4 protein-coding genes are annotated in these 4,781 nt (G+C 36.1%); 1 reads left to right on the top strand and 3 read right to left on the bottom strand.

Annotated elements, in window-relative coordinates; translation table 11 throughout:
* The first annotated feature begins 142 nt into the window (after positions 1-142).
* The gene (ddlA, locus tag PLK24_RS08435; RefSeq protein ID WP_324478136.1) at positions 143-1,252 is read left to right on the top strand and encodes a D-alanine--D-alanine ligase; all 1,110 of its coding nucleotides are present in this window, start codon (positions 143-145) and stop codon (positions 1,250-1,252) included.
* A 10-nt stretch (positions 1,253-1,262) separates the two neighbouring features.
* Here the strand turns inward: ddlA and PLK24_RS08430 are convergent, their stop codons facing one another.
* From PLK24_RS08430 to PLK24_RS08420, 3 genes are all read right to left on the bottom strand, one after another.
* On the bottom strand, positions 1,263-2,615 hold the full coding sequence (locus PLK24_RS08430) for a sensor histidine kinase (RefSeq protein ID WP_324478134.1): 1,353 nt from the start codon (positions 2,613-2,615) through the stop codon (positions 1,263-1,265).
* Between the two features lie 2 nt (positions 2,616-2,617).
* Positions 2,618-3,295, bottom strand: a complete 678-nt coding sequence (locus tag PLK24_RS08425) for a response regulator transcription factor (RefSeq protein ID WP_324478132.1) — start codon at positions 3,293-3,295, stop codon at positions 2,618-2,620.
* A 79-nt stretch (positions 3,296-3,374) separates the two neighbouring features.
* Positions 3,375-4,523: a TolC family protein gene (locus PLK24_RS08420; protein WP_324478130.1), complete on the bottom strand. Its 1,149-nt coding sequence runs from the start codon at positions 4,521-4,523 to the stop codon at positions 3,375-3,377.
* Positions 4,524-4,781 lie beyond the last annotated feature (258 nt).

Genomic DNA, 4,781 nt, shown 5'->3' with positions numbered 1-4,781 from the left:
AAAACAATTAAAGGCACACCCCCCTAACCCCCCTCAATGGGGGAATTCATTTGATAATATTAACAGGATAGATAATACAGTTCCATAATATGATATATAATTCATTGAATACTTTTTGATAATAAAAGGAGTTAATGCCCAATTGGAATCTAAAATTAAAGTAGGAATATTATTTGGTGGTCAGTCGGTGGAGCATGAAATATCAATTTTGTCAGCGCGGAGCATATATGAAGCCATTGACAAGGAAAAATATGATGTTGTACTGATTGGTATTGACAAGCAAGGAGGGTGGCACTTTAGTGATGAACAAATTTTTCTTGAATATAATGCTACCCATCAATTAAGATCATTTACCAATAAGAGCGATCAACAATTAGCGTTAATACCTGGCAGAAAGGTCGATTTTTTATACCATCTATCAACCCGGGAAAAACCAAAACCCGTTGATGTCGTATTTCCAGTTTTACATGGTACCAACGGTGAGGATGGATCAATCCAAGGTTTTTTAAAGTTATCCGGGATTCCCTTTGTTGGTGCCGGAATACTTGGATCAGCTATTGGTATGGATAAAGAAGTAACAAAACGCCTGCTCCATGATGCCGGCATCTCTATCCCCCATTTTCAAGTTGTGCGTCAGATTGATAGCAATAAAATTGACCTGCTTCAAATCCAGGCTGAGTTCGGTCTTCCTCTTTTTATAAAACCAGCTAATCTGGGATCTTCAGTGGGAATTAGTAAGGTAAAAACCATTGATGAAATCAAACCAGCCATCGATAAAGCCTTTCTTTATGATCAAAAAATATTAATAGAAGAATGCATACTGGGCAGAGAAATCGAATGTTCAGTACTGGGAAACGAACATCCGGAAGCGTCTCTTCCAGGTGAAATCAAACCCAACCACGAATTTTATTCCTACCAAGCAAAATATCTAGATGAGAATGGTGCAAATTTTGAGGTTCCAGCCAAGTTGCCTGATAATTTAATAAAAGAAATTCAAGAAACGGCGTTAAAGGTCTTCCAAGTATTAGAAATCGAAGGAATGGCACGAGTTGACTTTTTCTTGCAGGAAGATGGTAAACTCTTGGTAAATGAGGTGAACACCATTCCTGGGTTTACCAAGATCAGTATGTATCCCAAGCTTTGGGAAGCAAGTGGTTTATCTTATAAAGACTTAATAACTCGTCTCATAGAGCTAGCTATTGAGCGGGCAGAACGGGATCAAAAATTAAAAACCACCTATGAAGAGTATTAAAATTCACTCGTCATGATTTTTGAGCTGGAATTAAAATAGAGAAGGTAACGCCCTTTTCCTGATTAGCAACGGATATGGTACCGCCATGGAGTTTAATGATTCTTGCAGTTATAGATAGACCGAGCCCAAACTCGCCTTTCATGCCAGGATGGAATTTCTCAAAAAGTGTTTTCATAGTCTTTTCTTCAATAGAAGGTCCATCATTTCCAACCTGGATGAGAATTTGGGAGTTGGGCTGAGTCTTGAGTGAAATTGTTATGGTATTATGAGCATATCGGACTTGATTATCCATTAAATTTTCCAGGGCTACAGTCCACTGTTCATAATCACCGGAATAACTTATATCCTCAAGATCTGTAATCCACTTGATATCCTTTCTTCTTATTTGGAAACGGTTCATAACATCTATGATGAGTTCGTCAAGTCGATACTGATCTTGAGATTGATTGATGGTGTTAAGGACGTCAAGTTTAGTTAAATATAAAAGATCCCGATTTCTTTTTTGCAAACGTTCAGCTTCTTGATCGATTACTAAAACCGAAGCCTCCAGATTTCCTTTAGGAAAGATGCCATCAAGAATTGACTGAGCGTAGCTCCTTATGACCATTACTGGAGTTTTGAGGGCGTGGGATATGTTTTGCAAGGAATTTTGTTGAATTTCATTTTGTCTTATTAAACGATTTCTTAAAACATCAATTGACTTCGCCAAGCGACCAATTTCATCCTCTCGTTGAATGACTACTGGCTCTTCCCAGTTTTGTTTGGCAATTTGACTGACATGTTTTTCCAAAAAAACTAAAGGTTTAGTGAGATATTGTGCTAATATAATGGCCGGAATCCAGCTTAGAATAAATACCATCCCCATCACCAAAGAAAGCTGACGGAACAGGGTACGGACCAAGCTTTGGCGATAACTATCCCACATATAGGAAAGTAAATAAAAATTACCCGTTGGTGAAGATATTCGGCGTATAACGTAAAACATACGGTTTCCTCTTATAACTTCCTGATATCGTTGTAAATCCATTTCTTGTGATTGAGCTATTTTTATAAAGTTTTCTAATACCGGTTTTGGTAGTGGATTGGGAGGGAATATTTGTTTATCGTTATTAAATAAAAGGTGTCGTACCGTTCGAATGTTTTGGTCAGCTTCATCATTTACAATAGGAGGTAAATTTCGGGGAAATTGCCAAATTTCTCCAGATTGAAAAGTATCCTGACCGTTCTCAATATTGGCATAAATTTCATTTATAAAAAAACGATCCAAAGAAAAAGGAATAATTAAAAGTAAAGCTACTGTTACAACAATGATTAAAAGAGCAAAAATCAACCAAATTTGAATGGCAAGTGGCAAATTTTTCATCTTCATGATGATACCAATCGATATCCGAATCCGTATATTGTTTCAATTCGGATTTCAGGGGTTTTTTTACGAAGACGTCGCAGTAAGTCATCAACAACTCGATCGGTTCCGTAATAATCAATCCCCCAAACCTGCTCAATGATTTGCTCACGAGTATAAGCTTTCCCAGGATTTTCCGCAAAAATGCACAGGAGATCAAATTCCTTCGAAGTCAACTCGATGAGTTGTTTTTCTTTATGAACGCTTCTGGTGTCAGTATTAATGATATAAGGAGGGAGATGGATATAATTTTCAGATGTTGCATTGAGGCTTTTTTCATAAGTTCTTTCTAAAATTTTACGGCATCGAATTACCAATTCCCGAGGAAGAAAAGGTTTGGGAAGGTAATCATCGCTTCCCATTTCTAATCCAACTATCCGGTCGAGATCGGCATCGCGAGCAGAAATGAAAATGACTGGTATATTTGGGGAAAAAGCTTTGATTTCTCGAATAATTTGATATCCGTCGATATCAGGTAACATAATATCTAGTATCCATAAGTGAGGTTTTTTGGTAATATTTTTATGAGCTTCACTTCCGGTAAGAAATGAATAGACTTCCCACCCTTCATTTTTAAGGTAGGAAGTTAAAAGTTGGTTCAGATTTTCTTCGTCTTCGACTAAATAAATAAGGTATTTCATGTTTCCATCCCTTTACTTTTTAGCTTGGAAGCATTAAAGCTCGAATCCTTAATTCTTGCTGATTAAATATTGGTATTCATTATTCTGTTGGTTGTTCCTGAGGTGCTGATTTTGATCCGTCGTCAGAAAATGACTTCATTCGTTCTTCAAGGGACATTCCTAAAGAATTATAAAATTTCGACATAGCCACATTGTAATCAAAAACCGCTTGCAAATAGGCATTTTCGGCTTCATAGGCATCATTCCGAGCATCGATGAGTTCGATACTGGTAATGGCTCCTGCATCGAAACGAGCTTCAGCGATTCTAAGATATTCATTGGCTTTGGTTAAATTCTTTTCTTGCAAGGGAACATTTCGTTCGGTAGTTTTTAACGATTCATAATTCTGTTGTAATTCGATTAGTATATTATTTTGAATGTTTTCAAGATTTACTTTCGAGACTTCTAAATCAACTTGCGATTTTTTTTGGTTAAGAAGAGGAGTATAGTCATTGGTATTAACTTGGACTTCTTTGATTTTCAGGGTAACTTCATCTTCAGCTTTTTTTATCTCTAAACGATGGGTTAGGGCGTAGTCTGTGCTTTGCTTCAAATCAACGACTGAAGGTTTAAATGTCAACTCACTGGTTAATTCAACCGGAGTGTTTAAATCTCTTCCTAAAAGCTGGTTAAAATTCATTTTGGCAATTTGTAAATTACTCTCTGCATTCAAGCGATCGGATTGGGCTTTTGACAATTCGTATTCCGCTGAGATGACATCAATCTGAGCAACCATTCCTAATGAATATTTAGCTTTTACATTTTCCAATTGCTTTTGAGAACGGTTGATGTTTTCTTGAGCTAAAGCAACTAACCTTTGGATTTTGAGGATATTATAATAAGCTTCTTCTACTACTTGTACCTGGTTGGAACGAGTGATTTCATAATTACGCTGAGCAACTAAAAGAGCGGTTTGGTTGGAAAGTTCGCTTAAAATAGATGGATTTAGCAGTAAATCTGCTTTGGTTTGTTGATAGGTCAATTCACTCTTTTTTAGCTCAAATAGGGCTGTTTTCATATCATTTCCATTTTCTAAAGCAATTTTAACTGCTTCAGAAAGAGTAAAAGGAGTTTTTTTAGTTCCATTGGCAAAGGTTGTTAAAGTCATTAATAAAATCAAAGACAAGATTACGATTCCAAATATGAAGGGGTGATAAGGTTTATTCCTCTTCTTATTTTTTAAAGACATATTCCTAACCTCCAGTTTTATTCTTTTTTAATATGCTTTCAGATATCATTGTTAAGAAAAATCTTTTTTATATAAAACAAAATACAGTCCTATTTTTTCCTCTTCTTTTTTTATGAAAACGCTTCTTTTGGAACCGAAAGTAAGCAATTTTAATTGATAGAGAATTATTTTTCAACTCCCAAACTCTCCTTTCAGAAATATTCACAGTTCCTCAACAATAATCTCCTTCCCAGCTATCTGGTAGAGTTGGGCCTTCGA

It is taken from the genome of Atribacter sp., assembly GCF_035418125.1.
Classification (GTDB): domain Bacteria; phylum Atribacterota; class Atribacteria; order Atribacterales; family Atribacteraceae; genus Atribacter; species Atribacter allofermentans.
This window is presented reverse-complemented; position numbering and strand designations above follow the sequence as displayed.

Excerpts from the sequence above, each read along its gene's own strand:
- PLK24_RS08430 (WP_324478134.1), bottom strand. The coding sequence starts at position 2,615 with ATGAAAAATTTGCCACTTGCCATTCAAATTTGGTTGATTTTTGCTCTT.
- PLK24_RS08425 (WP_324478132.1), bottom strand. The coding sequence starts at position 3,295 with ATGAAATACCTTATTTATTTAGTCGAAGACGAAGAAAATCTGAACCAA.
- PLK24_RS08420 (WP_324478130.1), bottom strand. The coding sequence starts at position 4,523 with ATGTCTTTAAAAAATAAGAAGAGGAATAAACCTTATCACCCCTTCATA.